This is a genomic window from Rhodococcus sp. ACT016, from assembly GCF_050477185.1.
GTDB lineage: Bacteria > Actinomycetota > Actinomycetes > Mycobacteriales > Mycobacteriaceae > Prescottella.
Window position 1 is genome coordinate 166,298 of the sequence record NZ_JBEAET010000002.1, and the last position, 24,821, is coordinate 191,118.

A 24,821-nucleotide genomic window follows, 5' to 3' on the forward strand; every position below is an offset into this window, starting at 1 on the left:
GAGTGATCATGACTGGGCGACGCATTGACGTCCATCAGCACTTGATTCCGCCGAGCTACCGGAAGCTGCTGGACGAGCGCGGGCTAACTGCTGGCGGCTGGCCCACCCCAGAGTGGAGTCCCGAGCTGGCCCTCGGAATGATGGATCGCCGGTCAATCTCAACGGGCGTCCTGTCGATCAGCGCGCCAGGCGTCCACTTCGGCGACGATCGCGAAGCGCGCCGGCTAGCGCGAGAACTGAACGACTTCCATGCAGAGTTGGTGAAGGACCGTCCTAGCCGATTCGGACAGTTCGCAGTGCTTCCCCTGCCCGACATCGATGGAGCAGTCGCAGAAGCGACCTATGCGATCAATGAACTGCACGCCGACGGTGTCGTTATCCTGTCCAACATTCATGGCCTCTATCTGGGGGACAAGAAGTTCGAGCCGCTGTGGGCCGCGCTCGACGACCAGTCTGCCGTCGTCTTCATCCATCCCACAGAACCACCCGTCGAGATGCTGCGAGGCCTGCCAAGTCCCGTGCTGGACTATCCGTTCGACACCACCCGCACCGCGGTGCACATGACTGTCAACGGCGTGATGAGCCGATACAGGCGGCTCAAGGTGATCCTCTCTCATGCCGGCGGGTTCCTCCCGTACGCGGCTTACCGATTCTCCTTGGCTGCTACGCCATTCAATCCGGGCACCACCCCGGAAGGGATCCTGGCGGACATGAAGAGGTTCTACTTCGATACAGCCCTGTCGTCCACGCCGTCTGCGCTCCCGTCGCTGATGAAATTCGCCGCCCCCGGTCATGTCCTGTATGGCAGCGATTTTCCATTCGCGACCGAATCGGTTGGCACCGTATTCGACGATTGGCTGGACACTTACGACGGCTGGCAGCACAGCGACCTGGAGTCGGTGAATCGCCGCAACGCGTACGCGCTCTTTCCGAGACTTGCGACGTAGCTTCTGACTTGGCGACCCGTTCCGTCTGTCTAGCGGAGCGCCTGCACATTGAGAACGCCGAGGCGGGTCGGCGGACCGCCATCAAATCGCTTCGGACCCTCCGCACGTTCGTTTGCGGCCTCTCCCCGCTGGGCCTATAGGGTTGGTCGTGGCGCTGCATCGTGTCAACGCATTCTGGAAGCTTGGTTACGACGGTACCCAGACGCCGCAGAGCACGGGACTGCACGTGGCTGCACCACACTCCCTGAGTGTCGGTGCAGCCACGTGGGCCGGCTTCAGGAGGGTGTCATGGGCTTCCTCAGGGCTACTTTGGATGCCAACCCGGGGCGGAAGCACTCGACGATCGATACCGCAGCGCCGCAGAAGTCCGGGGGCGTCGCTTCTCGGGCTGGAAGCGTCATGGGAACTGGTGATGGCCACTACATGTGTCGGTGCAGGGCCTGAACGATAGCGCGGATGTCGTATACATTGCGGGCGCGGCGGTCAGGACCAGGTGTAGAAGCCGCGTCCGATCTTTCTGCCGAGCTCACCCCGGGCCACCTTCTCACGTAGCAACGCCGGTGGGGCGAAACGTTCGCCGAGAGACGTCTCAAGCTGCTCCGCAATCGCCAATCGCACATCAAGGCCGACGAGGTCGGTCGAGCGCAACGGCCCCATCGGGTGTCTGTACCCGAGTTCCATTGCACGGTCAATAGTTTCGGCGTCTGCAACTCCTTCTTCGAGCATCCGGATCGCTTCGAGGGCCAGGCATACGCCGAGGCGACTGGTAGCAAATCCTGGGGAGTCGTTAACCAGCACATCCGTCTTGCCGAGCCGGGACACCCACTTGCGGACTTTCTCGAGAACGTGATGATCGGTCGCGGGCCCGCGGACGATCTCGACGAGTGCCGACGCCGGAACGGGATTGAAGAAGTGCATTCCGACAAGGCGCGTTGGATTGGTAAGGCCGGCGGCGAGTGCCGCGATCGAGATGGAACTTGTGTTGGTGGCAATCACAGTGGTCGGGGAAACCGACTTCTCCACGAGCGCCAACACACCGAGTTTTAGATCGATCTGTTCCGGTACTGCCTCGACCACGAGATCAAGTTCCGGTGGCAGAGCGTCGGGCGCGCCCACTGTCGACACGCGGCCGAGGACTGCCTGCGGGTTCATGTCGCCGAGCTTGCCAAGCCTGTGCGCTCGGGCGAGCCCGTCTGCGACGCGGCCGAGTGCGGCGCGCTGGTCGGCGCTCTCGGCGACTGTGACATTGGAGCCGAGCGTTGCGAAGACCTGGGCGATCCCGGCGCCCATCCGCCCCCCGCCGATGATGCCGACGTGTTCTATGCCTGTGGCTGAGCTTTCGTGCTTCATTGATCTCCTGAGGTAGTGGGGCGGAGGGGCGAGAGCTGTGGCTCTGCTGATGCGGGAACGGTTTCGATCGGCAGCTGTGGCAGGTGTGGAGCCGACCGCTGCGCTGTGATGACGAGTCGCTACTTGCTATCTGCGGGCGCAGTGACGATCTCGGTCTCCGCGGATGTTTGTGCGACATTGTCGTTCGTGCGGCGAAGCAGGGAGAGTGCGCAGAACAGACTGAGGAAGAGTTGAGCGAGGGCAAAGACGACGACGGCTGCGATCGAGCTGGTTTCGTCGAGGAGGTACTGCGCCACCATCGGCGTCGTTCCGACTATCAGCGCACCGCAGAGTTGGTATGAAACCGAGATGCCGGTGTAGCGAACGTGCGCTGGGAACGCATTGGCAAGCATCCCTGCGATCACCGCGTAGTACATGGAGTTGGGGATCGTGGCGAGGGCGAGTCCTACAGCGGCCAGGATGGTGGATTCGGTGGCGATCAGTGCGAACATCAAAGGAAGCAGCACGGCCTCTGCGGCCAGCGCACCGACCGCGACTCGACGAATTCCGAACCGTGTCGCCAGCGCTGCTCCGTATGGCATCGCGACAATTGAGACGGCTGCAACCAGCGTTCCCAGCGCGAGGAAGGTAGATCGCGAGAAGTTCAGCGACGTTGTGGCCCAGGACAGCGCAAAGGTCGTCTTGAAGTACATCGAGGATCCGCCGATAGCGCATGCCCCGATCGCAAGGAGCACAACACCTGGCGATGAAGTGAGCACCTCCTTGAGCGGCAGGCGTGATGTCGCATTGCTCTCGACGACTTGCTTCATGTCCGGGGTCTCTTCGAGACCCAGTCGGATGATGAGTCCGACCACGAGCAACACGCCTGAGGCGAGGAAAGGCAGGCGCCATCCCCATGCCAGGAAGCTGGAATCGGGTAGGAAGGAGAGCAAGAAGAATGACGCCATCGATAGACATAGGCCGACTGGTGCGCCGACCTGCGCGACTGAGGCGTACAAGATCTTCTTGCGTTCCGGGGCATGCTCGGAAGCGATCAGCACGGCGCCTCCCCACTCTCCGCCCAGCGCGAATCCCTGGATCATTCGCAGCGCGATCAACAGCATCGGGGCCAGGACGCCGATCGTCTCCGCTGATGGAAGCGCTCCGATGAGCGTCGTGGCGCTGCCTGTGAGTGTGAGGGTGACAATTAGTGCTGCCTTTCGTCCCAACCGGTCACCCAGGTGGCCGAAGAATGCCGCGCCCAGGGGTCGCGCCACAAAGCCGACCCAGAACGTCGCGAACGCAGCGATGATGCCCATAGTGTTCGACAGGTCGGGAAAGAACAGTTTTCCGAAGACCAGGGCCGCGGCTGTTCCGTAAATGTAGAAGTCGTACCACTCGATAGTGGTGCCGATCAACGACGCGATCGCGGCCCGGCGGGCCATCGGAGAGGGGGTTTCTGTTGGGGAGGGGGTCATCATGCGTGCTCCTTCTTGGTCGGTGACACAGAGCGTCCAGCGGCAGACGCTCTTGATGAGATGCGCAGGACACGAGTCGAAGTCGTTGGCTAGGACGGACTGCCGGCCCTGAAAAGTTGGTGACCATGTCGCCAGACAGAGTCGATGGAGAGGGAATGACTGATGTCGTGCGTCGGGTCGCCGTCGATGAGCACGAGGTCCGCAAGCAGTCCTGGAGCGATGCGGCCGCGATCAGTCAGTCCGTACGTGTCCGCAGGGAGCGAAGTCGCGGCGCGCAGAACCTCGAGCGGCGTGAATCCAGCGCTGACCAGAAGTGCGAACTCGTCATGCAAACTCACTCCATGTGCGGTGCCGAGAGCGTTGACAGATGCGGCATCAGTACCCGCCAGGACCCGAGTTCCTGCACGGTGGAGTTCAAGTGCCGCTTGTTTCGCATTCGCGAGTCGCGCGTGTGGGTTCTTCGGCCAGCAGCAGCACAGCGTGTGCTGCCAGTCAGACGGGATGAGGCCCTGGGTCCGGGGATCATCGGCTACCCATCGGGCGGAATGGTCGCCTGAGAGTGCACCGAGTGTGCACAGTGTCGGCACGACGAAAACGCCTGACTCGACGATTCTTTCGACAATCGATGGATTGGGCGGTTGGTCCATGAAGAGGTGGACGAGGCCATCTACACCTGCGTCGAGAGCACGGTGTGCGCCCTCGATGCTGGTGATATGTGCATACGACTGTTTGCCGTAGCTGCGTGCTGTATCAACGATTGCTCTCGCAGTCTCCGGGTCCATGAACGGAGTCTTTTCGCGGTTCAACGCGGTCCCGTCCTCGATGATGATCTTGATGTAGTCGGCACCTTCGCCCACCCGGTCTCGGACGAACGCTTTCGCGCTGGCAGGGTCTGTCACGGTGGGGAATCCAGTAGGAAAGAACGTGCCGATGAGACGGGAAGGGTGACCGCCCGGTACCGTGGCCCCGAAGGATGATGAACGGACGTCTGCTACGGCGGCACTCGTCGCCGCGAGTTCACGTTGCTCGACCATCCATTCCGGGCTCGAGCCCATGTCCATCTCTGTTGTCACCCCGAACATCAGGGCCTGCGCGAGCGCTCCGGGCTTCGAATGAGCGTGCGAGTCAATCAGACCAGGCAGCAGTGTCTTTCCAGTGGCATCGATGACGCGTGTTCCGATCGGCACCTGGACCTCGGGACCGATGTCGTGAATGCGGCCACCGCTCACGAGTACAGATGCGGATTCGAGGACGCGGTCACCGTCGAACACACGTCCGCCGCAGAGTACGAACGAGTGAGCGCCTTCATCGCCGAGACGGCCGACTTCTGAGAGTTGTCTCATGAGTCAAAACGTCAACACACAAGTCGGACCGTGTCAACGGTCACACAGCTCGCGCGACTCGACGAACGTGACTTGACGCCGTGGTTCCCAGATTGCAGACTGACTTATGCGTCGAGTTATTGACATCTGCGTAATGTGAACGCTGGTGCCGGCGCACTGTAACCTGCAGGAGGACCTGTCCAATGCCTCTACTGAACAAGCGTGCCGCCGTGATCACCGGTGGCGCACAGGGAATCGGCTACGCAATCGCGCGGCGTTTCGTAGACGAGGGAGCGAAGGTCATCCTCGGTGACGTCGACTCGACCAGTCTTCAGAATGCGGCCGAGCGCCTGGGTGGCCCCGAGGTTGCTCTCGGGGTTCGATGTGACGTCACGTCGCCGGATGAGGTGCAGGGATTGTTCGCCGCAGCCTTGGACACCTTCGGTGCGCTCGACATCCTGGTGAACAATGCCGGAATCACTCGTGACGCAACTCTGCGGACCATGACCGAGGACCAGTTCGATCGTGTCATGGCGGTGCACTTGAAAGGAACCTGGAACGGCATCCGGGGCGCGGCCGCCGTCATGCGGGAGCAGAAGAGCGGCGGCGCCATCATTAACCTCTCGTCGCTATCGGGCAAGGTCGGAATGATCGGCCAAACCAACTACTCGGCAGCGAAGGCTGGCATCATCGGCATGAGCAAGGCTGCAGCAAAAGAGCTTGCCCATCATGGCATTCGAGTCAATGCAATCGCACCCGGTCTGATCCGCTCGGCCATGACGGAGGCCATGCCGCAGAGGGCATGGGATCAGAAGATGTCCGAAATCCCCATGGGCCGTGCAGGTGAACCCGACGAGGTTGCCGACGTCGCGCTGTTCCTGGCGTCCGACCTTTCCTCGTACATGACAGGAACCGTTCTTGAAGTCACCGGCGGGCGCTTCATGTGACTCGACGTCAACCGTCCAGCCTGCTAAGGCCCAGGATCAGCGCTCAGTCCACGTAGCTGGCGCCAGCCCCGCGAACAGCGGTGCGCGCTGCGCTCGGCCGTTTGGATTGTGCTGCGAAACAGAAGCTTCAACCGCTAGTCAGGAAAGGAAAACGAAGATGAGACCACTGGCGCACACCATACGTGGAGTCGACCACGTCGCTTTTCCGACGTTCGAGCCCGCTGCAACTGTCCGCTTCTATCGCGATGTGCTCGGCTTTCCCGTCGTCCATTCGATCTGCGCGGCAGGATGGGGACCCAAGGACCACCCCGACTTCATCCACTTCTTCTTCGACATCGGAAACGGGGATCGAATCGCCTTCTTCTACTACTTCGGCCTCGAACCCCTCCATACAGGCCCGAAGGGCGACGCATACGCATCCTTCGGCGAGGACACACCAGACTTCTTCGTGAAGTCACGCCACCTTGCCTTGCATGTTGACAGCGAGGAGGACCTACTCGACTATCGTCGCCGCCTCGACAACAGCGAGTGGCCCGTTTACCGGCAGCTCCAGCATGAGACGATCGAGTCGATCTACACCCACGATCCGAATGGCTACATGTTCGAGATCACTCGAGCGCTGCGTCCGGTTACTCCTCAGGAAGACCTCGACGCCAACCTCACGATTGACGCTCTAGTCGACATCGTGAGTGAGCCCAATCCCACCATGGAAGCGCTCCTCTGCCGGAAGGCCGAGCTAATCACTGAACGTGCTGCCGCGTGGGAGAAACAGACTCTGAACGTTCGCGGCTGACTGGCCGTCCGACCTCCGCACTGCCGTCGCCTCCAAAAGGCTCTTCGGGGCGACGGCAGCGCGGTCAGCTGCGGGTCAACGCGCCTCACTCGCCTATGAGGCGGTCGAGGAGATCGAGATCCTGTCGCAGCAAGGCGAGGGCGGCCTTCGGCCCGGCAGTCTCGGGGATTCGCTGGGAGTGCTGCGCGACGGCCGCCACCGCCATATCAGCCATCTGGTCAGCGACTGCGTCAGCTGACAGGCGTCCGTCAGGGCGATACCACCACGGCATCCAGTTCCACATTCCTATCAGCGTCAATGCGGCTACCTGTGTGTCCTGCGGTCGAAAGTGCCCCGATCGGATGCCTGAATCGAGAACCTTGGCAAGTTCGTTCAAGACTGCCCGGCGACCTGCTTCATGGGATTTGGAAAGTTCCGCCGGCAGGTCGGCTTCAGAGCGAATGATCATCTGAAACCGTGCAGGATGGTGAGCCTGACGCAACACGCTTGCGCGTGCGATCGCGCGGAGCTTCTCGGTAGGATCGAGATCGGCACGCCGGTTGATCTTGCGCAGCTCTGCCGTTGCGTCGCCCGTTGTCGACGAAACGAGGCGCGCGAGTAGCTCATCCTTACTCTTTACGTAGTAGTACAACGCAGGTCGCGTCAACCCAACCGCGTCCGCGATCTCCTGGAGATTGGTGCTCGCGAATCCTCTCTCTGCGAACAGTCGAGCAGCGTGCTCAAAGATCTCGTTCTCGACCAACTCGCGACGGGCAGAAGCACGCGGTCCCGAATCTGCCGATGTCGCTGATCCACGACTCGCGCCGTTTGTAGTTCTCTTCGCAGGCGTCATACTTCGCATCCCCCTATCGCTCGGCGAGCACAGCATCGTTCAGTTCGCATCTGAGGGCCCGAAGTGGTCCCTGCCGCAAACTGCGGTGATGTGGTCGAATTGCCTTACGAGGCAAAAAGCGTCGTACGGCCAGCCTTCCCGCGCACCTATGTTGATGCTGCGCTCTCTACTTGTGAGTAGATTATTCGACTCGAACTCCGGTCGTGTCAACTGCAGCGTCCTGAATTTCGGCGTCCCAGCGCTCGTATCCAATGCTCCCGTCGGCTGGGCAGATGCCAAGCAGGTCGCGCCTCTCGCCGGAGGCACAGCAAAAGGGAAGCATCGAAGGACAGTTCGATGGTGAACGAGCGAGTCGCCAAAGACGCCCAAGCGACTCACGCTTCACCGACTGCGTGTCGTCGGGCCGACGTGGTGGATCCGGTCCGATGCCGACGGCTCGCGGGCCCAACAGATGCTGGAGTCGGGTACAGCCGTTGTCCCCGGCCTGGTGAAGTTGTTGGCGGTCTACCTCTCATTGTCCGTCCGCTCGTCGAACGATGATCTCGCCGTCACGCAACGGCGAGTCCATCATGGCGCCGGCGGCCGCGCACGACTCGCCCTGTCTCCGCGCAGGTGAGCCACCACCTCGAACGGAAAGAGCTGATCTAGAGTCACCGAACCGGGTGTGCTGGAGGTCTCGTGTGCTGCAACACCTGTTGGTGCCTGATCAGTACCCATTAGCAGAACGTACGAAAGTAGCGTAGTGAGCTAAGGAGGTTGTTCGACACACGGACGCGCGAACCCTCCGGGAACAGAACCCGGTCATAAGACTCCATCGAGGTAAGTCCGCGCCAAGTGTGCGCGGTGGGAGTGGTGTGGCAGCGCCGGGTGCATAGTGCCGCGGTGAAGTACCTGCTCACTGCCACCCGCCTCCTGGACCGGCCAGTTGAGACTCGTAGAGCGAAAGTTCCTCATACACAGTCGAATCACGGTGATGGCGCCTACTCGTGCACCGCGGGCGACGAGTGCCCCGGATTGGGGCTGATCAAGCATCGATGACGGAATGCAAGTGCCCGCAGCATCAGCGAGGGCTACGCCGCTGCCTACGCAGCGGGACTGCTGTCCGGATGTAGGAAGGGCGGGCGAGCCGGGCGGGTGAAATGAGCGGCCTGTCCGATGCCTGACCTACAGTCGCCATCACGATCGGCGACCGGGAGGGAAAGATATGAACTCGACGATGCACTCAACGCCAGCGGGATCCGTCACTGAACAATGGGGCCGGATCGCCCGCTGGGTCAGCGACAACCTCAATGGCGTCACGTTTGATGGCGCTGATTCCGGAGCGATCAACGCTGCGATGGAGGCGACGGGTATCGAGTGGCCCAGCGAGCTGGTCGAACTCCTCGGATTGATCAACGGGTTCCCCGCCGACCGCCACGTGAGCCTCCTGCCGCAACACGCGATGTTCGATGTGCAGCGAGTTGTCGACGAGCGTGCGATGGAACTCGACGTGTGGAGCGAGTTCAGCGAGGAGTTCGGTGGACTTGAACCTGGCACCGAGGCGGGAGGTGTTGTGGGCACCTACCATCCAGCGTTCGTTCCATTCGCCGGTCTTGATGGCTACTTGTTCGTCGTCGACACCCGACCGGGCCCACTTCACGGATGCGTCACCGAATTCGAGAAAGTCGACGCAGACGGGGAGGGCCCGCGTTGGGTGTCGATGAGTGCCATGCTGCCTGATCTCGCGGACAGCCTGGAAACGGGATGTGTCTTCGATCAGAGTTCGACGCCAGCAGTCGTAGATGGGCATCTTGAGTGGCAATACGGCACGGAGGAGTAGTCCGGCAGAAAAGCATGGCCCACCGGCCGCTCTGGGGGAAGGCCGGTGGGCCGGTTGCGAATCCCGGGGGAGGGGTTTCGCTGGACGTAAGGTAGTCCGGCGCTCGGTGCGGTTGGTATCGGATTCTGGAGCGTGGAAATCCCTCGACAGAAACCGGATTGGTGTGCTGGGCGGCGGCAGACTTCTCCGGACCACCGCCACCCAACACAGGTAGACGCCCAAGTCGGGGGTGGACGCCTACCGTGCCGCCTTCAGTCGGCAACTTGGACGCTAGCCCAGCTCGAACGGTCGCCAAACTCGGTGTCCTGGGGAAACGTGGGTTCACCCAGGATTTCATCCCTCGCTCGGACCACGACGATCCGCGTCAACGGCTCGCAGTTAGCTCGCGCCGGAGACGTGATACACCAAGAAGCCGAGCAGCCCAATCGTCAGAACGCAGCTACCCAACGCGGACCAGGCACAACGGCGGTCCGAGGAACTCATCGCTCGGAACTCGGCCCGCAGAGCCTTCCGGGTAATGCCCTGACCAGACGCGGTACTCACAATCAAGGCAATCGCGCTGGCAGCCAAGCCCGTTGCCGACGCAACGAGCAGCCACAATCCCCAGGCGACCGACACGGAGGCAATCGGTGAGATGGCATGCAGAAGATTGTTGAGCGTCGTGAGGTCCGCGACGGCAACGACCAACGTGACGATCGCTGCTACTGCTGAGAGGGCAACGCCGGTGTCGAAAGGGTGCTCTCGAACCTCAAAGCGCGGCGCGCGTGGGAGAACCACATCGGCCCGATCCTCACGCCTCGGCAGATGCTTGACATCACCGAGTGGACAAAGCAGGCACTGAGCCAGGCCGTGCAATCGCGTCGAGTCCTGCGCCTCCAAGCCGAGGACGGCACCTTCGGCTACTGGTCGGGAGGACTGACCGAGACCTCGCCGCATCGCCCCCTCGCGGGTTTCAAGGAGACGCTCGCCGCCTGGGCCGCCGACGTCGATCCGTGGACGGTGGCGTCCTGGCTGTCGACCGAGCAGCCCGAGCTGGACGGCCGCACTCCGCAGCAGGCCCTCATTGACGGCGACACCGCCGACGTGGTGACCCTTGCCCGCCAGGCTGCGGGCCGACTCGCGTCGTGACGCCGCCGCGAGCGAGCCAGCACCTCACCACACCACCGGCGCCGGCGCCGGCGCCGGACGAGCTTCGCGGCCAGTTCCCGCAGATCACTGTTCGCGCGGGAGTCCCGCTGTTCCGGACCCGCTCGGCGAAGCTGAACCCGTGGTGGTTCGGCACCAGCCTCGACAACCGCTTCGACCTGCCTGGCACGGCAGGGACCTGCTACGTCGCTGAATCGGAGCTGCTGGGCCTACTCGAAGCGTGGTCCGGAATCCGGATCATCGCACGGGCGGACGCGGCGGTTCGTGCGATCTCGACGTTGAGCGTGAGCCGGGACCTGATCGTCGCGGACACCACCGCGAACGCCGCGATCCGGTTCGGAGTCACCGCCGAGATCTCGACGACCGTCGACTACGCACTCACCCAGCAGTGGGCCGCGCCACTGCAGGACGCCGGCTACCACGGCATCCGGTACTGGGCGCGGCACGAACTGTCTCACACCAGCGCCTCCATCGCGCTGTTCGATTCCGCTGGAGACCAGACGGATTCGCCGCTCCGGCCAACCGTGTACGGCGTTGCACGTACCGATTGCCTGATCGACCGGGATGATCTGCTGACCGATCTGCAGGTGAACGCGGGCATCACAGTCATGGCGCCGCCGTCGACGCTCGGCCCGTCGTGACCAGCAGGTGGGTTGGAATGGCGACTGCACACTCGCGGCCCGATCTCGTGGCCTCTGCATATCTCATTGAAGCCATGCGGCTCTTGGGCGTTGTTCAGGTCGACGACTGAACGCATCCGCGCCGACAGGCATCTGCAGTCGCGATCGAGGAGCCGAATGCCACGCGCTCAGAGGACCAGACGCCCGGCGCACAGGTCCTCTGGCGCACCCTTATCCGGAAATGCTGCTCCTCGGTCCTGCTGACGGTGTGTGGGGTCGTCCTGGCCTTTGAGGCGGAGGTCCTCAGGTTCTCGGCAGGCATGATCGTGCGTCCGGGGTGATCGGCGTCGTGTTCTTCGTGGCCCCGCTATGCACCGCTCTCTCAGGCAGAGAAAAGGACTGGCCTGCAACCGATCCTGAGTTGGGTTGGACCGTCAGCCCCGGGTCCGTCTGGGACATCTATCGGTGGGCCGGATAAGGAGGCGTAGAGGCAGGAGAGCTCCGAGGCCGCCGCGTGCTACCGCGCCAGTCTACGTCTGGTTGCAGGAGTGCTAGCGCCACATCAGGCCGCATTCGCCTGGCGACCACGACTCATAGCCGTTGTCCTCGGCGTCGACAGCTTCTGGCTGGAAGACCAGCTGATCGCTTCCGCAAAGCCGTCAGCCCGGCGGACGGCCGACGTTCGGGCGATTGTCGAAGGTGTTGAGTGCGGCACGGTTCCGCAATGCGTGGCTGCGGGACGGGTCTCAGGTGACGCAGCACCAGACGTTGCAGGCTGCCTGTGGAACACTGCCCCGGTGAACAACACCGAAGAGCCGAAGACTCCACCCGCACGTATCCTGATTCCTCTTGGTACCGCCATTGCGCTGGTCGCGGTATTGGTCGCGACCATGGTCGATCTCGGCGTGGTGGGCACCGTGATGACCTGGATCGTAGCGCTAATGGGTGTCGGCATCCTGATCCAGGGCGTCGTGAACTTTAGACGAGAACGGCAGAGATAGCCGTCCAAGGTTGGCGCTCGGTTCCCCGCAGGATCTCGGCAGAGTCGTGTAATCCACGTCGGATAGCCTGAACTTGGTCGATCGGTCGGCGTGGATCGCCGCTGGGGCGGCACAGCGTCGACCGCGGCGCTGGCGGCGTCCAGGCGCTGCAGGAGCGTCTGCAACTGGATGCCCATCGCCTCGCCCGGGGCCCGCGAACACTTCGACCGACGGCGCGCTGCCGGTGACTGGAGCCGCCAAGCTCAGCGTCACCTGTTCGGCAAGCTCCTCGGCCAACTCCACGCATGTCTGCGAACACGTCAGTGCTACGACGAGCAACGGGCCTTCCCCGACACAACATCGATGGTATTCGTCGCTTGATCAGGACAGACGATACTGTGGGCCGAGTCGGCTTCGCCGCTGGTGGCATCGTACGAATTTGTGCCTCAACGCTCCCCTCACTGGTCTCAAGGTGAAGGCGATCCCGTAGCTCCGCTGACCGCCTGACCGTGCTATCCATGGCTCATGAGAATCCTGATCGCGGTTGCTGTCGGTGCTGCCGTCCTGGCTCTGTCGGCCTGCACTGGTCCGATCGATTCGGACTCTGAGCCAGGAACTTCGTCTGAACCGCCATCGACGTCCGCCAGCACCGAAGACCTCGACGGGCAAGCGCAGACCGGCACATGGGTTCGTCGCAGCGATTGGAGCAGCGTGAGTGGACTTGCTGGTCAGGCACTGTACGACGAGAAGTGTCGCTCGGAGTCTGAGTACTTCGACTTGATGGGCGATCCCGTGCGGACGAGACGTATCGAGGAGTTCGATCGCGAGCAGTTTGCGCAAGAGCGAGTGAATGAGATGCGTTCGGACCCCGCGTGGAAGGCGACGTTCTCGCCGGCGGATCAGGAACTGATGGTCAAGGCAGTACTCGCTGCAGGCAGACGATCCTGCTGACGGGGGACAGCTCCACCGGGATTACCTGACTGCCGCGTCCTCCCTGGGATCTTTGTGTCCCGATCTGGGGATCGCGACGATCGCGATTCGCCTAGGTCGACGGACCCAGCTGTTGCGCATTACCGAACTGAGATGTCTGTGTGTGCTGTCAAGCGCCCCGGTGTTCGAATGCCGACGGGTAGATCTCGGTGCAGGTCGACGAGGGAAGCGTCGACCTGCACCGTTCCTGCGCCAATGTGAGCCCAGTCGTCGATGACCAGCTCGCCCTATCGCACGGTCGCGAGGTCTAGCCTGACCGGGGGGTCGGGAAAGATATCCGGAGGTGCTCGACGATGGACGACTGGTTCCTGTTCTGGCCAGTCCCTCCCGAGTGGCAACAGTGGCTTACACAGCACGTCCCATGCTGGTTGGGCGGCCACTGCCCCTGAACGAACCTGTGCGAATACCGTGGATGACACCGTTGATCGGATAGTGATCAACCAAGCCGGTCCGCTGGATTATCCAGCTTTCACACGAGATCCACTCGTGCATCGATCCGTTCGATGGGTATCGGCGCTATCGGTGGGACGTTGTCAGTCTCCACGTTGGGCTGCCTGGCGATGCAGTTCGACATCGTTTACCGCCGATGCGGGCACCTCGAAGATCGTGTCGAACGTCCAGTTGTAGGCGAAGGTGTAGACGGGGATGTAAGCGATGAACACCAGGTCCAGCAGAAATGCCTCGAACAGAGATCTATCCAACCACCACGCGATGAGCGGGATCAGGAAACACACCAGGGTCATCTGGAAAGCCAACGCGTGCAGGATTCGGCGGCGTACCGTGCGCGTGCGATCGCGTTGACGACTTTCCCACGCTTCGAACAAGTAGTTGAACGCCAGATTCCACGACGTCGCCACAGCGGTGATCATGATCGCCAGCACTCCTGTGGTGTCAGCCGGTTCACCGGTCAAGAGCGTCATCACCGCAGTACCGATAAGAAGACCCAGGATCTCGTATCCGCTCACATAGACCAGCTTGCGCTTCACGCCTTGCATTACTTCCACACTTCCGTTCGATCAGTTGGTCGGACGGAAGGAGACGATATGGTCAGAGCAACTGAACGAAAAAGTTAGATTCCTTCAAGAAAGTTGACAGATACATGGCCCTCTCCAGCGACGACATCGAACTGGTCCTGGCCGTCATCGACCACGGCTCCTTCTCCGGCGCCGCCCGCGCACTGCGCCGCGTACCCTCCGCGGTGAGCATGAGCATTGCCAACATCGAGGCCGAACTCGGATACCCCTTGTTCGATCGTTCCCGACGAGAGGCAGTGCCCACGCCACAGGCTCTTGCTCTGGAACCTCACGCCCGATCCATCGCCAGCAAGTTACGCCTGTTGCAGGTCCACGCTGTCGAACTGTCACAGGACCTGGAGAGTGCGCTCACGATCGCAGTGACGGCAGGCATCGATCACCAAGACCTGCTCGACGCCGTCAGCCGACTCGGCGACCGCTACCCGCTGCTACGTATGAATCTGCTCCGCGCACCACAAGACCGAGTACGGACGATGCTGCATCAGGAGCAGATCGATCTGGCATTGATGGTCTCCTCCTCGAACGTAGACCGCGAGGAAGCCCTGACAACCGTGGCAGAAGAGGTCTTCGTGGCGGTAGCAGCGGCCGCTGTAGACACCTACAGCCTGCCCAAAGACCTGCGACGGCTCGAAGACCTGAGCGGAAGCCGCCAAATCGTGGTGACCGGCCCTGACGACGAAATCGCCGACCGCCGGCTCCTGATCTCGGACGCCCGATGGCACGTGGACTCCGTAGAGACTGCAATAGGGCTCGTCGAACGCGGTGCAGGATGGGCCAATCTACCCTCATGTGCGATCCGAAGCGCCGTCGCAGCAGGCAGATTGAGAGTGCTGGAGTTCGACAATCTCAAGAACGGGTTGGCCCTCCCCATACAACTTGTGTGGCTCCGCAGGAAGCCCCTACACCGTGCTGCAGGAGAGATCGTCGAATTGATGCGCCGCACCCGGGTCTAATGCACCGATCGGTGTCACAACATTGCGTCCCCCATCTGCTGCGGCTGACGTGGCGGTCGTCGACGGCGTAGAGGATCGAGCGGTAGAAGGCGGGGAGGTAGGTGCAACCCTTGGTTCTCGATACCGGTTAGCTGCACATCGGTCCCGTCGACGAACCGTTTTAGACGAGCCCCGACGTGTCAATAGTGGCCGGATAGCTCTGGGAGGCCTGGCACCTTCACGCAGCGTCAACCGACTGCACACCCAGCCTCTCGAGCTGGTCGTCTCGCATCGTGCATCAAAGTCGTTTCGCGACTTGACGTTTGAGGAAGCGCTTCACCTCGCGTGAGGTCTTGCCCTCGGCCATCTTCCGTTGGTGATAGATGTAGCCGTCGCTGCTGGGTGTCCTCGCCTGGGTGACGGCGACGATATGGATTGCCGAGTTGAGCATTCGATCGCCGCTACGGGACAGTCGGTGTCGTTGTTTGTCGGCGCTGACGATCTCGACGGGCACGGTGCCGGTGTAGTTCGCGAACGCCGATTCGTTCGGGAATCGGGTGGGGTTTCCGGTGCGAGCGAGGATCCGTGCTGCCGTGGCGGTCCCGACGCCGGGGATCTTCTACAGTTGGGTTCCACAGGCGGTGAGCTCGGTCTTGATCCGGGTGGTGATCTCGTCGATCTGGAACCGGAGCCGGCGCAGATCACCGGCGATTTCGAGGGCGATGTTCCTGCGCATCGCATCGGCCGCGGTGTCAGGACCGAACGCCTTGAGCTGCCGGGCGGCTTCTTCGGTGTCGAACTCACGCTCCATCCCACCCGGAAACAGCGCCCGCAGCAGCGCATGGAGTTGGGTGGCCAGCCGCCCGTTCTGCTTGACCAGGTCGATCCGCCCTCCGCCCGGGATCCGCAGCACGTCGGTGTGGCTCTCCGGCGCGACCGGGCGGAAGTCGCCCTGAGAGAGAACGCGACGCACGCCGCGGCCGCCACGGGAGAGTTCCCGGACCCGAGTGGTCGCGGTCGACTGGATATCGACGACCGCTTCGCCGCGGCCGATCAGCCACTGCGTGAGGTGATGGCCGAGCCCGGATGCGTTCTCCACTGCCCAGATCCGGTCCGGCCACTGCTTCGACCAGGTCATTAACTGGGCGTAGTCGTCGAACGAGGCCCTGATCCGGACCGAACCCAGATCCCTGTTGGTTGCCGAATCCACCGCGGTCGCGGTGTGGGTGGACGTGTGTGGGTCGATACCGATGACGATCACCGTGGCGTGTCTCCATGTGCTGGTGGACGGGTGTATCTGCTGTCGGCATTCCGGCTTCCGGCCACCACCTGGTTGTGACTCTCCTGTATCGAGCCAGGCAGCGAACGGAGACCGCGGGCAGGCAGAACCCGCTGAGAGCCAACCCGCTGGCCGGTGGAGTGGCAGGAAGCCTCCGGGCCACCCCCACGGTCTCCTACGGCGCGCTACGAACCCGCCGGTTCGAACACCTGCCGCCACGCCATACAAGCCGGAAACTGCACGGAGGACTGCGGATCGCGGCCGCGATTGTCGAGATGGGCTTGCTTGCGGGTGCCCTCGTGGTTGGAGCGATAGCGCTGGCGCTGTGAGGGAGCGGTCTGATCTGAAAACCAGCCAGCAGCCCCCGATTCCAGTCGATCGCTTCGGTAGCCGTGCTGGCAGTGTTGTGCGGCGTCATCACGGTACCGACTCTCGTCGCCCAGTGGGCTTCGATCGGGTACTTCGCGCTCGCCGGAGTGGGAGTGGCGCTCACGGCCGCGCCATGGCTTCTGTATCTGAGAGGGAGATCGAGGAGGCCCCGATCTCCGTCCCGGTGAGGTGGGTGCGATGGGACGGGGCGTCGGTGCGGATCTCGTGCAGGTCGGGATCTTCGCCGCTGACGGTGCGGCGTTGCGCCGCACCGTCAGCGGGACCCATGTGAGCGGCTCAACGAGAAGAAGCGCAAGCTGGTGCAGCTCTGGACGATCCACGCTGAGAGGGCAGTCCAGCAGCAGAAATGGCTCCGGGACCGTCGAGAGCGCGTCGAGGCCGCGCACGCCGCGGGCGGCCCCAGTTTCCGCAGATATTGATCATGGCCCAGTGCAGGCGAAATGCTTATGTGTGGGTGAGGGCTGGCGAGGCCCGCCATCGGACGATTTCGACGGTGGACCACTGATGTGGTTGTCGATGACGGGTCTCTGACCCAACGCTACCGCTGATCCCGTGTTTGGGTGACGACTTTGGATGCTGCCTAGTGCTACTGCCCGTTGACGGCCTTGCGGGCCAGGATGTTCCACCGGTTGCCCGCGGCGTCGATGGTGGCGCCCTCGACTTTGCCGGAAGTCCTGAACTGGCAGGCGGCGACGCGGCCTCGTGCTGGCCGAGCCCGGTCGGCGACGAGAACATGGAAGCGGACTGCCCGTTGAGGGTGCTGGTGGTGAAGCAGTCGCGCATCAGGCAGCCCGAAGCGGAAGGGCTCGATGTTCGTGACTTCGGTCGTGTCCGCGATGCTCTGTCCGGTGGCGGTGGCGGTGGCGGTGTAGGACGCGTACTGCTTGGCGAAACTCGATGATGGCATTCCGCCCGGCCGGGTCGAGTCCGGCGACGTGGCGGTGAACGACTGCCTGGTGGCGGAGTTTTCGCCGACCTGGCCCGCCCAGTCAGTCGCTTCTTGCACCGCGGACCACGGCGCGGCTCCGCGTTCACCGCGGGGCGCAACCGGCGGGAGACGCCCCAGCCGTCGCTTGTTCCGGCGGGGAGAGCGATCGCGGGGGATTACGTCGGTGGGCCGCTTAGTCGGATCGGTGATCTGCCACGCGTCGAATAAGGACCGGGGAAAGTCCAGTGCGGTGACGGTGTGTGCACGCAGCTCGCCGGGCGGATCCACCAGTGCCGGTGTTGTCGTCGCTGCAGCCGGTCGCGGTGTCGACGATCAGGCCGGCAAGTGTCACGGCGGGCACGGTGGTGCGACGGTCTAGGATGGTTTCTGATCGCGCTGTCTGCGGCATCTTTTCGGAGACAATGCCGCCAGGGTTCTCCGGGCGTGGCGGCCGCCAGTCAGACTGGGCTCTCATGGGGACAACGAATGGGCCGGACCAGCGCCCCTTGGTCGAACAGGTACTTGCCGCGACTTCCCGATCTGATGTCGAGATTCGTGAGCTGACAGATACGTGGCTGACGATGGCCCGCAGCGTCGCGGATCTGCCGGCAGACGAACCGTGGCCGGCGTGGTCGGCAGGGGAGGTCCTGGCCGTTGCGTTGATCCTCGACGACGCGCAGCGCCTGCAGATACTCGGGTACACGGCGGACCAAGCCGTCGACCGGCTGAGATTCGACCTGCAGCTGCCGACCGTCGTAGAGGCGGCCCAGCGTTTCGCTGAACTGCGCACCAGGCTCTGACCAGAAACTGAGTCGGGTCACGTTCAGACACGTTCAGCTGCTGTTGTTCTCGCTCAACGATCGGGAGGTTCGCGATCGCATAGCGCGCATCGATTTTGGGCGCACCCGAGCGGTCGGGTGGAATCCACGGCCGGATAGCGCGGCCTTGGAGATCGACCAGCCACGTCATAGGGCAGCCCGATCCCAGGGCCCACTGCGTGGGTACCCCGCGAGAGAATCACGCGGTCGCCCTGCCACGCGTACAGCGCGTCGGTGGAGTATCTCTTCCGCCGGCGCATCGCCCACCGCAGCCGCAAGTCGGAAGGTTCTCCGCGCATCGAGGTCCCGGGGCGTTGGTGTCGGTACGACGGCGAATCGACGCCACCCCGACACCGATGGACACGACGCGCAGGTTGGTTTCCGGTACCCTGGTCCGTGTGCCGCACGGGTAGCGGCGAAACCATCACCCATTGAGCGGTGTTCAGCCGCGTGAACGGAGTTTCGCCATGCCCGACATCCGATCGTTCCGCCGTGCCGATCGTCAGCAACTGACCGATCTCGTCAACGCCCACCTCGGTGCGGTAGCCCCGGGTTGGGCGATATCGAGCGCGGCACTGCTGGCGAGTCTGGAGTCGGATCCGAGTCAGTACGTCACCGATCCATGGGTTCGTGACCGGCAGACTCTGGTTGCCGTTGTCAATGGTCGCATCGTCGGCGCGCTGCATCTGCGCCGGTACGGAACCGAACCCGATGTGTCCGCCGACTACCGCAATGCCGGGGAGGTTGCGTGGTTCGTGTTCTGGCCGGACCGGTCCGACGCCGCGAAAGAGCTGCTCGACGCCGGTCTGGCCGTTCTGGCGCGGAGCGGCGCCGCGCACGTCTTCGCTGACGGCGACATCCCGACACCAGTCTCCTATGGCGTCCCGGATGTGTGGCCTCACGTCGCGGCGACGCTGTCCGCCGCCGGCTTCGTACCGGACCCCGCGTGCACCGAGATCGTGTCGAGCAAGGATCTCCGGGCCCACACATCGCCAGAGACGGATCTCGATCCGCATCGACTCACCCGGACGGTGGGCATCCATGGAACCCGGTTCACCGCGATCTCGGCTGGCGACCCAACCGGACACATCGAGGTGATCGAGAACCTCACTCGGGGAGGCAGTCTCATGACGTTGGCCGGTTGGGCTGAGATCGCCGAGCTCGATCTTCCTGACGCTGCCGATGAGACCGTGGCCGACGCCCTCCTCGAAGCGGCGACACGATGGCTGCTGCAGGCAGGGACACGGCATGTCCTCGCGTCCGCCGGGGCAGACGAGCACGACGACCTCGCGCGCCTGCACCGGCACGGATGGCGGACGCTCACCGTCCTTCAGCGCAGATGGATGCTGCAGGTCGGCTGATCCGAGCGGGAACCTGCCCCGTCGAGTCCCCGCCGGTCAGTCGTTGTGCCGGCCTGTCGGCAACTCGTCCGGAGACAGATAATCGCAGCTGAGATGGACGGGTGCTCAGTTCGGTCTGGCGAGTTCGGCGGTGGTCACTTGTTTACGTGAGATGGTGGATTCGTCGAGGAGTTCTCGCACGGCCGCTTGAGGTTCCGCTTCAGTCTCACGGATGGCGGAATCAGCGCCAGCAGCCCGGGGATCTACTTGTCGTTCGGTGGTTAAGGGGATGGGGCGAACATACCCGCCGCGACGGTGTCCTCTACATCGGTACCCCGAACGGGTCCGGGGTTCTTCACTGCGTCGATCATCAAGTGATGACGTTGGTAGACCGGCCCTATGCGAGAATCCAGACGGGTTAGGCCGACTATTTAGATCATGATGTAATCTGTTCTGCGGCTGTATGATTCATCCGCTGTAGCGCAGCAAAGGGAGGGGCACATGAAGAATATCGTTCGGGTGGGAGCTGCCGTCGCCGGGGCGGGTATCGCCGTGATGGTCGCTGCAGGAACGGCGTGCGTGATCGCGGTCACCCCGATTCCGAACGGAAACAGCATCAGTTCAACCGTGCGGAGACCGAGTTCATCGCGAACACCGGACTGGCGAACGCTGCCCTCAGCGCCGCCTATCCGACATTCACTCAGCGCCAGACTGGAGCCTATAAGCCCCGACATCCAGCGCACCTTCAACACGGCAGCCACTGCCCCGCGTGGGCACGTGGATGTCGAAATCTATGGCGCGCTGCACGATCCGCACAACGTGAGAACGAACCTCTGGCTTCGTTAACTAGAACAACCGGCGGTCCCTCAGTCCCACAACGGAACTGGGGGCTGGTGTACCATCACCCGAGTGGGAATCGGCTTGGAGTCCGCCGCCACAGTGATACCCGCTGCCTCAGCACCGGCATTGCCTCCGCTACCGCAGCCTCCCACTTCAAGAGTAAGACCTGCGACCGCCAAACCCAATACTGCACGTACCTGCACTATTGCCCCCTTTTCACCTGCCCCGTACAAGTCCACCACCAACCCGCCAGCCCCGGCGCCCGCCCAGGTGCCGGCGCGAGTGCCGGCCCCTCGTCACCCAACTGGAGCAGACCCGCGCCGGCACGAGCAAGAGCTTGAGATCTTTCGCGCCGCCCAGGCAAGCCCCGGCCGAAACGAGATCCGCCGCTTGTCGGCCGAGCGCCGGAAGCCCCTCAGCTCTGGAAGAAACGTGGCGCCAAGCATGTCCGGTCCACGACGACCTCGTCGAACGGGACTTCACCGCCGATGAGCGGAATCGATTGTGGCTCCAAGACATAACCGAGCATCGCACCGGCGAGGGCAAGCTCTACCTGTGTGCGATCAAGGACGTTTACTCGAACTGGATCGTCGGCTACTCGGTCGACGCCCTCGATTCGGCCGTCGCCCGCCGGGCCGCAGCAGGGGATCTGGTGGCCGGCTGCGTAGTTCACAGCTACCGCGGATCGCATTTCCGCTCAAGGAAATTCCTCCACGCCCGTGGCCGGCATGCGATGACCGGATCGATGGGCCGGGTCGGCGCCTGCGGCGACAACGCCGCCATGGAATCGTTCTTCGCCCTGCTGCAGAAGAACGTCCAGGCCGCCGGCCCTGGGCCACCCGCGACGAGCTCCGGATCGCGATCGTCACCTGCACTGAACGCACCTACCACTGCCGCCGATGCCAACGCCAGAGCAGGCTCGGCAAATTGACCCGTCGAATACGAGACCATCATGACCACACCAGCCACTCAGGCTGCGTGACCGAATCTGTCACCTGATCGTGCAACAGTCCCACTTTGCCGGAGCCCTGGGGGTGTAGCGGACTACACCATTATCGGGGGGACTGCTCCAATGCGTGCGCCCAAGCACACGAGCAGAGTGGACGACGTAAGGGCAGCCCCAGACCAAGGCTGCCGATCACTGTTCAGCACAGGAGGCACCACCCTATGAAGGCCACGCTCTGGATTCTGCTCGTCATCGCTCTCTGCGCGACCGTCTACTTCACCAACTTCTCCGACCTCAGCGGAACCACCGCGATCATCAGCCGGGCGGTGTCAGCCGTGGTCGCCGCCGCCGCCGGAGTCGGCCTGTGGCTGATGCGCAGCGAGAAGGACGCCTCCTAGCTAGGGCATGTCTGTCAATTGCGATCAGCGCGTTGATCCACCGATCAGGCGGTTACCGATCAGGACCCTGCCAACGCTCCGGCCGGTCGGGCGGCAGGAAGCTCCTCGGGCCACCCCACGCAGGGATGAACTCCACATGGTGGAGCGGGGGAGGAGCAGGCAGATGACATTGGTGGCCTTAGAGCCGGCAACGCTAACTAACAAGACGATCGTCGGGACATGGCGGTGTAAGCGCCGTCGGTCGCAGCTATCCGGACCAAGCCCGACTGGGGGGCTCGATCACCAACGCACCAATGAATTCTTCCGCGTTGCCGAAGGCCAGCTGGTGCCCCGGACTGCGGTACGCCCCGTCGCCATGCAATTCGACGACCAGAAGCGTGTCCGCGCAAACGGCGGCGCCCGCACAGCACTCTCACCCGAGGGATACGTCATCCTGAGCGGCGCATACAACCAGCAGAAGCAAGCCGCAGCCGACCTCGGGGTCCCCATCCCAGGACCTCGGGAATACACCTCGGTGAGAGTCGCACCATCGAACGACAACACCGGAGCCATGATCAAAGGAACCCGCTGGCGCCGTGCGCGACCCGGCGAAACTCTGCACCATCCCGCCCCGGTAATCTCCAAGAACGACGAGCAGTCCCTCGGCGCGGACCGCCGCTCCACCCCCGGTGCTGCGGCCACAGTGCCGCAACGGCGATCGCATCCCCGGAGCCTGACCGAGATGCTCAACGCCATGCCGAACCGCCGCGCCATCATGGATGCGGCCACACCCGACGTAAATCCCTACCGCGGCAACAGCAACGAGCTCGGCCTCTAGCCACACGTATCCTCGCCGCACCCAGTCATGACAGTGCCCGACCAGCTTTGCCCAGCTTCTTCGGCGCGAGCCCGGTCGTTCACGTCGAGCTCGCCGATCCGGTTGTCTTCTGGCGCCGCAATGTCGGTGTGGACAGTTCAGGGTCGGACCCGCATTGAAGCGCTATCAGTGCCGGGCGTACCCGACAGGGGAGTGGCAATCGCTGGCCCGATCATTCGGGTGCGCGCAGATGGTCTTGAACGATGCGATCGTGGTTCGGCAGACGTCACGGTTGGCGTACCTGAACTACTTCGGCTCCTATTGGGAAACGGGAGGGGAAGGGGCGTAGGATCGGTGCACCGCGGTCCACTCCCGCCGCGACAACAAGCAGTCGATCTGGTTCACCCACAACGGATTCACGGTGGTCACCGGCCGGGTTCGGTGACAGCAACCCGCAGTGATCCGGGGCTACCATCCGAGCCGTCGTCCATGTCAATGATTCGGGATGCCGACGCCGCTCTTGCGGGGACAGCACTCTCCGAACGTGCACGACTCCGCCGACCCCGGACTACAACATGAGGAGGACAACCATGCGTAACCTTGCGCAATCCGCGCACGCCAGTGAGCAACTGACCGCAACGCGGCGTACAACATCCGCAATTCCGCCCGAACAAAGCCGGCGGAAGAGCCGCACCGAGGAGATCCACACTGCGCTCTTCAGCCACTACCGCGGCTGAGGCTGGGGCTGAGACTCAGTCGCCGCAATCTGTTCCTAGCGGTGCCTGTCGACACGGTAGAACTCATCCGGATCAGGGCGCACCGCTCGTCTAGGTTCTCGATCGTGGCCGACCGGCGAATGAAGGACTGCCCCGACCGTTCATGGTCAGGTCAGTCGGCAAGAACGCGGCAGGCGCATAGTCATTCCCGCGCGCAGCCCCGATTTGACCCCACGCTCGAAGTCCGACCAGGACGGAACATAAGGAAAGTCCGAACACTACCCGCGCGCAACTAGATATCGAATAGCCACCCCCAAACAAGGCCAAGAGGGGAGGGGTCGTTCCCAGTCTTGGCCTGCGCACCGATGTGTGGGGCGCGGAAGTTACCTCGTCGCCGCTGGATGATTCGCCTGGTTCCGCTCGTGCTCTGGACGTGCGCCTCGAGTGCGTTGTCCAACCGAACGCGTTCCCGCTCTACGCCGTCCTGCCCGACCTGACCCTCAGCGACGACAGCCGCGCTGAGCTGATCCGGCAGATCCGGGATTGTTGATCACCGGCCGGCGCGCCGGCGACGATTTCATCGAGCACGACGCTGAGGACTACGACCTCACCGACAAGCAGCTCAGGCGGCGTTCGTCGTGCTCCGCACTGCCAGTGCGCCAGCAGGCGGAGATTGGCGCGTACGCGCGCCGCATCGAGGATGCTCAACACCAGCGGCGTAGTTGCCCGCACGGACTTCTCTTGGCGCGGTAGCTGTGCGTCCGGCGAGATCTGGGAGGAGCGCGACGACAGTCGGCACTGGAGGAGCCACGTGCACTTTCATCAGCAGGACACCGACGGTCTCGTCGAGGACGGCGAAAGCTACATCGGCTACGGCGCGTTCTCGCCCGAGGAATTCGATGTGGTCAGCGATGACGCGAAGGAAGACCTCTATTCGGCCGATGTGGTGTTTCCCGTATTCCCGCGCCACGGCAGCGAGCCGGAGTGGAATCGAGACTTGGGCACGCGGGTCCTTCTCGAGAACTCCGGATGGTGCGTCCCTATCGAGGCTAGGACCGTGCCCGTCCGTGAACTCAGGGCTTCGTCAAAAGAGCCGGCCACCTGACTGGCCGGCGGGCCCGGAGATCTCGAGCTGTTCCAGTGTTGTTGCAGCGCATCGCTCGCTGTGACCGCGATTTCGCTCCGGTTGTCTCCCGGGGAC

27 protein-coding genes and 1 pseudogene are annotated in these 24,821 nt (G+C 63.2%); 17 read left to right on the forward strand and 11 right to left on the reverse strand.

Annotation, left to right across the window (positions count from 1 at the left end; translation table 11 throughout):
* Window positions 1–8 precede the first annotated feature (8 nt).
* A complete protein-coding gene (locus ACQ5DX_RS27655; RefSeq protein ID WP_430335953.1) occupies window positions 9–947 on the forward strand; it encodes an amidohydrolase family protein in 939 nt (312 codons plus the stop codon).
* A 483-nt stretch (window positions 948–1,430) separates the two neighbouring features.
* Here ACQ5DX_RS27655 and ACQ5DX_RS27660 read toward each other — a convergent pair whose 3' ends face one another.
* From ACQ5DX_RS27660 to ACQ5DX_RS27670, 3 genes are all read right to left on the reverse strand, one after another.
* Entirely contained in the window at window positions 1,431–2,297 is an 867-nt protein-coding gene (locus ACQ5DX_RS27660; protein ID WP_430335954.1) for a 3-hydroxyacyl-CoA dehydrogenase family protein, read from the reverse strand.
* 119 nt (window positions 2,298–2,416) lie between these two features.
* Window positions 2,417–3,757, reverse strand: coding sequence for an MFS transporter (locus ACQ5DX_RS27665; protein WP_430335955.1), 1,341 nt, complete (start codon window positions 3,755–3,757; stop codon window positions 2,417–2,419).
* Window positions 3,758–3,843: 86 nt separating this feature from the next.
* Window positions 3,844–5,097: an amidohydrolase family protein gene (locus ACQ5DX_RS27670; RefSeq protein ID WP_430335956.1), complete on the reverse strand. Its 1,254-nt coding sequence runs from the start codon at window positions 5,095–5,097 to the stop codon at window positions 3,844–3,846.
* A gap of 182 nt (window positions 5,098–5,279) precedes the next feature.
* On the opposite strand from ACQ5DX_RS27670, the gene fabG reads away from it, so the two are divergent.
* Window positions 5,280–6,023 (forward strand): 3-oxoacyl-ACP reductase FabG, encoded by a 744-nt coding sequence (fabG, locus tag ACQ5DX_RS27675; RefSeq protein ID WP_430335957.1) that lies wholly within the window; start codon window positions 5,280–5,282, stop codon window positions 6,021–6,023.
* Window positions 6,024–6,180: 157 nt separating this feature from the next.
* The gene (locus tag ACQ5DX_RS27680) at window positions 6,181–6,816 is read left to right on the forward strand and encodes a VOC family protein (RefSeq protein ID WP_430335958.1); all 636 of its coding nucleotides are present in this window, start codon (window positions 6,181–6,183) and stop codon (window positions 6,814–6,816) included.
* A gap of 85 nt (window positions 6,817–6,901) precedes the next feature.
* Here ACQ5DX_RS27680 and ACQ5DX_RS27685 read toward each other — a convergent pair whose 3' ends face one another.
* A complete protein-coding gene (locus tag ACQ5DX_RS27685; RefSeq protein WP_430335959.1) occupies window positions 6,902–7,558 on the reverse strand; it encodes a TetR/AcrR family transcriptional regulator in 657 nt (218 codons plus the stop codon).
* 1,294 nt (window positions 7,559–8,852) lie between these two features.
* On the opposite strand from ACQ5DX_RS27685, the gene ACQ5DX_RS27690 reads away from it, so the two are divergent.
* Window positions 8,853–9,467, forward strand: coding sequence for a hypothetical protein (locus tag ACQ5DX_RS27690; protein ID WP_430335960.1), 615 nt, complete (start codon window positions 8,853–8,855; stop codon window positions 9,465–9,467).
* Window positions 9,468–9,845: 378 nt separating this feature from the next.
* On the opposite strand, the gene ACQ5DX_RS27695 is transcribed toward ACQ5DX_RS27690, so the two are convergent.
* Window positions 9,846–10,244 (reverse strand): hypothetical protein, encoded by a 399-nt coding sequence (locus ACQ5DX_RS27695; protein WP_430335961.1) that lies wholly within the window; start codon window positions 10,242–10,244, stop codon window positions 9,846–9,848.
* Between the two features lie 27 nt (window positions 10,245–10,271).
* Here ACQ5DX_RS27695 and ACQ5DX_RS27700 point away from each other — a divergent pair, with 27 nt between their 5' ends.
* From ACQ5DX_RS27700 to ACQ5DX_RS27715, 4 genes are all read left to right on the forward strand, one after another.
* On the forward strand, window positions 10,272–10,595 hold the full coding sequence (locus ACQ5DX_RS27700; protein WP_430335962.1) for a hypothetical protein: 324 nt from the start codon (window positions 10,272–10,274) through the stop codon (window positions 10,593–10,595).
* Entirely contained in the window at window positions 10,592–11,254 is a 663-nt protein-coding gene (locus tag ACQ5DX_RS27705) for an RES family NAD+ phosphorylase (protein WP_430335963.1), read from the forward strand. The genes ACQ5DX_RS27700 and ACQ5DX_RS27705 overlap by 4 nt, the downstream gene beginning before the upstream one ends.
* A gap of 776 nt (window positions 11,255–12,030) precedes the next feature.
* Entirely contained in the window at window positions 12,031–12,234 is a 204-nt protein-coding gene (locus ACQ5DX_RS27710; protein WP_430335964.1) for a hypothetical protein, read from the forward strand.
* A gap of 504 nt (window positions 12,235–12,738) precedes the next feature.
* Window positions 12,739–13,164 (forward strand): hypothetical protein, encoded by a 426-nt coding sequence (locus ACQ5DX_RS27715; protein WP_430335965.1) that lies wholly within the window; start codon window positions 12,739–12,741, stop codon window positions 13,162–13,164.
* 572 nt (window positions 13,165–13,736) lie between these two features.
* On the opposite strand, the gene ACQ5DX_RS27720 is transcribed toward ACQ5DX_RS27715, so the two are convergent.
* The gene (locus ACQ5DX_RS27720) at window positions 13,737–14,189 is read right to left on the reverse strand and encodes a PACE efflux transporter (RefSeq protein WP_430335966.1); all 453 of its coding nucleotides are present in this window, start codon (window positions 14,187–14,189) and stop codon (window positions 13,737–13,739) included.
* A 113-nt stretch (window positions 14,190–14,302) separates the two neighbouring features.
* Between ACQ5DX_RS27720 and ACQ5DX_RS27725 the strand changes: the two genes are divergently transcribed.
* On the forward strand, window positions 14,303–15,190 hold the full coding sequence (locus tag ACQ5DX_RS27725) for a LysR family transcriptional regulator (RefSeq protein ID WP_430335967.1): 888 nt from the start codon (window positions 14,303–14,305) through the stop codon (window positions 15,188–15,190).
* Between the two features lie 277 nt (window positions 15,191–15,467).
* On the opposite strand, the gene ACQ5DX_RS27730 is transcribed toward ACQ5DX_RS27725, so the two are convergent.
* From ACQ5DX_RS27730 to ACQ5DX_RS27745, 4 genes are all read right to left on the reverse strand, one after another.
* The gene (locus tag ACQ5DX_RS27730) at window positions 15,468–15,785 is read right to left on the reverse strand and encodes an IS110 family transposase (protein WP_430336327.1); all 318 of its coding nucleotides are present in this window, start codon (window positions 15,783–15,785) and stop codon (window positions 15,468–15,470) included.
* Window positions 15,786–15,788: 3 nt separating this feature from the next.
* Window positions 15,789–16,430, reverse strand: a complete 642-nt coding sequence (locus ACQ5DX_RS27735) for a hypothetical protein (protein ID WP_430335968.1) — start codon at window positions 16,428–16,430, stop codon at window positions 15,789–15,791.
* A 507-nt stretch (window positions 16,431–16,937) separates the two neighbouring features.
* Window positions 16,938–17,105, reverse strand: coding sequence for a hypothetical protein (locus ACQ5DX_RS27740; RefSeq protein WP_430335969.1), 168 nt, complete (start codon window positions 17,103–17,105; stop codon window positions 16,938–16,940).
* Window positions 17,106–17,424: 319 nt separating this feature from the next.
* Complete coding sequence (locus ACQ5DX_RS27745) at window positions 17,425–17,844, reverse strand: hypothetical protein (protein ID WP_430335970.1); 420 nt, start codon at window positions 17,842–17,844, stop codon at window positions 17,425–17,427.
* 395 nt (window positions 17,845–18,239) lie between these two features.
* Here ACQ5DX_RS27745 and ACQ5DX_RS27750 point away from each other — a divergent pair, with 395 nt between their 5' ends.
* The 7 genes and pseudogenes from ACQ5DX_RS27750 (at window position 18,240) to ACQ5DX_RS27780 (ending at window position 23,253) form a co-directional block, all read left to right on the forward strand.
* Window positions 18,240–18,566 carry a hypothetical protein gene (locus tag ACQ5DX_RS27750; RefSeq protein WP_430335971.1) on the forward strand — a complete coding sequence of 109 codons (327 nt, stop codon included), beginning with the start codon at window positions 18,240–18,242 and terminating at the stop codon, window positions 18,564–18,566.
* A gap of 485 nt (window positions 18,567–19,051) precedes the next feature.
* Entirely contained in the window at window positions 19,052–19,945 is an 894-nt protein-coding gene (locus ACQ5DX_RS27755; protein ID WP_430335972.1) for an N-acetyltransferase family protein, read from the forward strand.
* A gap of 480 nt (window positions 19,946–20,425) precedes the next feature.
* A complete protein-coding gene (locus tag ACQ5DX_RS27760; protein ID WP_430335973.1) occupies window positions 20,426–20,770 on the forward strand; it encodes a hypothetical protein in 345 nt (114 codons plus the stop codon).
* A 442-nt stretch (window positions 20,771–21,212) separates the two neighbouring features.
* A pseudogene (locus tag ACQ5DX_RS27765) lies at window positions 21,213–21,746 on the forward strand (DDE-type integrase/transposase/recombinase); the annotation flags it as partial.
* A gap of 185 nt (window positions 21,747–21,931) precedes the next feature.
* Complete coding sequence (locus ACQ5DX_RS27770; protein ID WP_430335974.1) at window positions 21,932–22,108, forward strand: hypothetical protein; 177 nt, start codon at window positions 21,932–21,934, stop codon at window positions 22,106–22,108.
* A 163-nt stretch (window positions 22,109–22,271) separates the two neighbouring features.
* A complete protein-coding gene (locus ACQ5DX_RS27775) occupies window positions 22,272–22,925 on the forward strand; it encodes a NaeI family type II restriction endonuclease (protein WP_430335975.1) in 654 nt (217 codons plus the stop codon).
* A gap of 154 nt (window positions 22,926–23,079) precedes the next feature.
* Complete coding sequence (locus ACQ5DX_RS27780; protein ID WP_430335976.1) at window positions 23,080–23,253, forward strand: helix-turn-helix domain-containing protein; 174 nt, start codon at window positions 23,080–23,082, stop codon at window positions 23,251–23,253.
* Between the two features lie 841 nt (window positions 23,254–24,094).
* On the opposite strand, the gene ACQ5DX_RS27785 is transcribed toward ACQ5DX_RS27780, so the two are convergent.
* Window positions 24,095–24,328, reverse strand: coding sequence for a hypothetical protein (locus ACQ5DX_RS27785; RefSeq protein ID WP_430335977.1), 234 nt, complete (start codon window positions 24,326–24,328; stop codon window positions 24,095–24,097).
* Between ACQ5DX_RS27785 and ACQ5DX_RS27790 the strand changes: the two genes are divergently transcribed.
* Window positions 24,321–24,725, forward strand: coding sequence for a DUF6891 domain-containing protein (locus ACQ5DX_RS27790; RefSeq protein WP_430335978.1), 405 nt, complete (start codon window positions 24,321–24,323; stop codon window positions 24,723–24,725). The genes ACQ5DX_RS27785 and ACQ5DX_RS27790 overlap by 8 nt on opposite strands.
* Window positions 24,726–24,821 lie beyond the last annotated feature (96 nt).

Excerpts from the sequence above, each read along its gene's own strand:
- ACQ5DX_RS27665 (WP_430335955.1), bottom strand. The coding sequence starts at position 3,757 with ATGATGACCCCCTCCCCAACAGAAACCCCCTCTCCGATGGCCCGCCGG.
- ACQ5DX_RS27725 (WP_430335967.1), top strand. The coding sequence starts at position 14,303 with ATGGCCCTCTCCAGCGACGACATCGAACTGGTCCTGGCCGTCATCGAC.
- ACQ5DX_RS27760 (WP_430335973.1), top strand. The coding sequence starts at position 20,426 with ATGAAGAATATCGTTCGGGTGGGAGCTGCCGTCGCCGGGGCGGGTATC.
- ACQ5DX_RS27660 (WP_430335954.1), bottom strand. The coding sequence starts at position 2,297 with ATGAAGCACGAAAGCTCAGCCACAGGCATAGAACACGTCGGCATCATC.
- fabG (WP_430335957.1), top strand. The coding sequence starts at position 5,280 with ATGCCTCTACTGAACAAGCGTGCCGCCGTGATCACCGGTGGCGCACAG.
- ACQ5DX_RS27655 (WP_430335953.1), top strand. The coding sequence starts at position 9 with ATGACTGGGCGACGCATTGACGTCCATCAGCACTTGATTCCGCCGAGC.
- ACQ5DX_RS27775 (WP_430335975.1), top strand. The coding sequence starts at position 22,272 with ATGACATTGGTGGCCTTAGAGCCGGCAACGCTAACTAACAAGACGATC.
- ACQ5DX_RS27680 (WP_430335958.1), top strand. The coding sequence starts at position 6,181 with ATGAGACCACTGGCGCACACCATACGTGGAGTCGACCACGTCGCTTTT.
- ACQ5DX_RS27670 (WP_430335956.1), bottom strand. The coding sequence starts at position 5,097 with ATGAGACAACTCTCAGAAGTCGGCCGTCTCGGCGATGAAGGCGCTCAC.
- ACQ5DX_RS27690 (WP_430335960.1), top strand. The coding sequence starts at position 8,853 with ATGAACTCGACGATGCACTCAACGCCAGCGGGATCCGTCACTGAACAA.
- ACQ5DX_RS27770 (WP_430335974.1), top strand. The coding sequence starts at position 21,932 with ATGAAGGCCACGCTCTGGATTCTGCTCGTCATCGCTCTCTGCGCGACC.
- ACQ5DX_RS27740 (WP_430335969.1), bottom strand. The coding sequence starts at position 17,105 with ATGGGTCCCGCTGACGGTGCGGCGCAACGCCGCACCGTCAGCGGCGAA.
- ACQ5DX_RS27700 (WP_430335962.1), top strand. The coding sequence starts at position 10,272 with ATGCTTGACATCACCGAGTGGACAAAGCAGGCACTGAGCCAGGCCGTG.
- ACQ5DX_RS27755 (WP_430335972.1), top strand. The coding sequence starts at position 19,052 with ATGCCCGACATCCGATCGTTCCGCCGTGCCGATCGTCAGCAACTGACC.
- ACQ5DX_RS27750 (WP_430335971.1), top strand. The coding sequence starts at position 18,240 with ATGGGGACAACGAATGGGCCGGACCAGCGCCCCTTGGTCGAACAGGTA.
- ACQ5DX_RS27715 (WP_430335965.1), top strand. The coding sequence starts at position 12,739 with ATGAGAATCCTGATCGCGGTTGCTGTCGGTGCTGCCGTCCTGGCTCTG.
- ACQ5DX_RS27790 (WP_430335978.1), top strand. The coding sequence starts at position 24,321 with ATGCTCAACACCAGCGGCGTAGTTGCCCGCACGGACTTCTCTTGGCGC.